We start from the raw sequence: 2,185 nt of genomic DNA on the forward strand, positions 1-2,185 counted from the left end.
CGGGCAGGTCTACACGCGGGAATTCAAGGTCGAGAGCGGCCTCGACCGCGACATCGAGGTCGTGGCCAAGTCGGGCTGAGAGTGCCGGATCGGCTTTCAGGCGAAGCGCCGGGCCAGGGCTACGCAGGCGGCCACGGCCAGAGCGGCGCCGATCATGGCGGGCTCGATCCGCTCGCCGAGGACCAGCGCGGCGACGCCGAGGCCCAGGAACGGCTGCATCAACTGGAGCTGGCCGACCGCCGCGATGCCGCCGCGCGCCAGGGCCCGATACCAGAACACAAAGCCGATCAGCATGCTGAACAGCGCCACGTAGGCGAGGCCCGCCCAGGCCGGCAGCGGGATCGTGCCGGGCTCGGCCGGACAGAGCGCCAGGGCCAGCGGCACGCTGACCGGCAAGGACAGGACCGTGGCCCAGGCGATCACCTGCCATCCGCCGAGCCGGCGCGCCAGGACGCCGCCTTCGGCGTAGCCGAGCCCGCAAAGCACGATCGCCGCGAGCATGAAACCATCCCCGGGGCCGGGCGGTCCATCGAGGCCGCGCGCGGCGAAGGCGACCGTGACGAGCGCACCGGTGAGCGAAAACAACCAGAAGACGGGCGATGGCCGTTCGCCCGAGCGCAGCGCACCGAACAGCGCGGTGACCAGGGGCAGCAGGCCGAGGAACACCGTTCCATGCGCGGCACCGACGGTCTGCAAGGCCAGGGCGGTAAGCAGCGGAAACCCGACCACGACCCCCGCGGCCACGATGGCGAGCGCCGGAACGTCGGCCCGGCGCGGGCGCGCTTGGCGCAGGGCGAGAAGGGCCGCCGCACCGGCGAGGCCGGCGAGCGCCGCCCGTGCCGCACTGAGGAACAGGGCGTCCATGCCGGTCAGGGCGAGCCGGGTCGCGACCAGCGAGGCGCTGAAGATGGTGATCCCGACGAGACCATCCATCCAGGCGCCCGGTGCCGACCTCCGCGCCCGATCGAGCGAGGCGTCTGCCATGCATGTCTCCCGCAAACTCGCGTCGGCCTTCGCTTGCCGCGACGGGCACCGGTAGGCCAGGAACGATCCCGCCGCCGCCGGGCATTCTGTCCCGGTCACGCGTCAGTACAGTTGCGCAAGGGGTTCGACGGGCGACTCACGACCAGGTGTCCGCGGACCGCGCGGGCACCTCGCGAGGGCTCCATGTTCCGCGCATTAACATTTCCGTGCGGGGGCGGAACGATGCGGCGTCATCGTCCATTTCCAGCCACCCATACCGGGACACTGGAGTTATTCATGCGCCGCCTCGTCCTTACAGCCCTCGCCGCCGCCACCCTCGCCGGTCCCGCCTTCGCCGCCAACGAGGCGCCCGCGACGGTGGCGCCGAAATTCGAGGCTGTCCCGCAGGACGCCGTGCTCAGCTACAACCTGATCGGTCTCAATGTCACCGACGCGCAGAACAACACGGTGGGCGAGATCAAGGATCTGGCCATCAATCACGACAAGCTTGTCGGCTACATCGTCTCGGTGGGCGGCTTCCTCGGCATGGGCGAGCACTACGTGGCGGTTTCGCCGAGCTCGATCGCCATCGGCTACGACGCCAACGCGAAGAAGTGGAAGGCCGTCATCGGAGCCTCCAAGGATCAGCTCAAGGCTGCGCCGGAATTCAAGTACGACGGCAAGTTCAAGCGCTGAGATCCAGATCTCAGACGAGGCCGGGCAGAACGCCCGGCCGACCATTCGGGTCTCGCGGTGGAACGATCGCGGGACCCGTCGTGGCGGCCGAGGCCTAACGCAGCGCCGGGCCGCCATGACACGATCGACGACAGCCGGAACACGGCTTCGCGACGGCCCTGCTCTCCGTGGCGGATTTCCGGTCGCTGCCGCTCCCGGGCTATCCCGAGATCCGCCTCGCCTATGCCAGCCGGGAGCGGGTGGCGGCGCGCTGGACGGCGGAACGGCCGACCCACGTGCATATCGCCACGGAGGGGCCCGTGGGGTTGGCCGTGCGGCGCCATTGCCTGGCGCACAACCTGCCGTTCACGACGAGCTACCACACCCGCTTCCCGGAATATCTCGCGGCCCGCGCGCCGGTGCCGGAAGCGTGGTCCTACGCCTATCTGCGCCGGTTCCACGGCGCGGCGCGGGGAACGATGGTCAGCACCGCCTCGCTCCAGGGGAACTGGCGGCGCGGGGATTCGGCCGGCTGATGCGCTGACCC

At 70.3% G+C, this 2,185-nt stretch carries 2 protein-coding genes and 1 pseudogene; 2 read left to right on the forward strand and 1 reads right to left on the reverse strand.

The features are described 5' to 3' along the window. Window positions 1-96: 96 nt before the first annotated feature. On the reverse strand, window positions 97-984 hold the full coding sequence (locus I53_RS08615) for a DMT family transporter (protein WP_051044733.1): 888 nt from the start codon (window positions 982-984) through the stop codon (window positions 97-99). 276 nt (window positions 985-1,260) lie between these two features. Here I53_RS08615 and I53_RS08620 point away from each other — a divergent pair, with 276 nt between their 5' ends. After that, window positions 1,261-1,659: a PRC-barrel domain-containing protein gene (locus tag I53_RS08620; RefSeq protein WP_043349208.1), complete on the forward strand. Its 399-nt coding sequence runs from the start codon at window positions 1,261-1,263 to the stop codon at window positions 1,657-1,659. A 143-nt stretch (window positions 1,660-1,802) separates the two neighbouring features. After that, window positions 1,803-2,179 (forward strand): annotated as a pseudogene (locus I53_RS08625) (glycosyltransferase); the annotation flags it as partial. Window positions 2,180-2,185: the final 6 nt, after the last annotated feature.

The organism is Methylobacterium sp. B1 (genome assembly GCF_000333255.1).
Lineage (GTDB): Bacteria > Pseudomonadota > Alphaproteobacteria > Rhizobiales > Beijerinckiaceae > Methylobacterium > Methylobacterium fujisawaense.

Excerpts from the sequence above, each read along its gene's own strand:
- I53_RS08620 (WP_043349208.1), top strand. The coding sequence starts at position 1,261 with ATGCGCCGCCTCGTCCTTACAGCCCTCGCCGCCGCCACCCTCGCCGGT.
- I53_RS08615 (WP_051044733.1), bottom strand. The coding sequence starts at position 984 with ATGGCAGACGCCTCGCTCGATCGGGCGCGGAGGTCGGCACCGGGCGCC.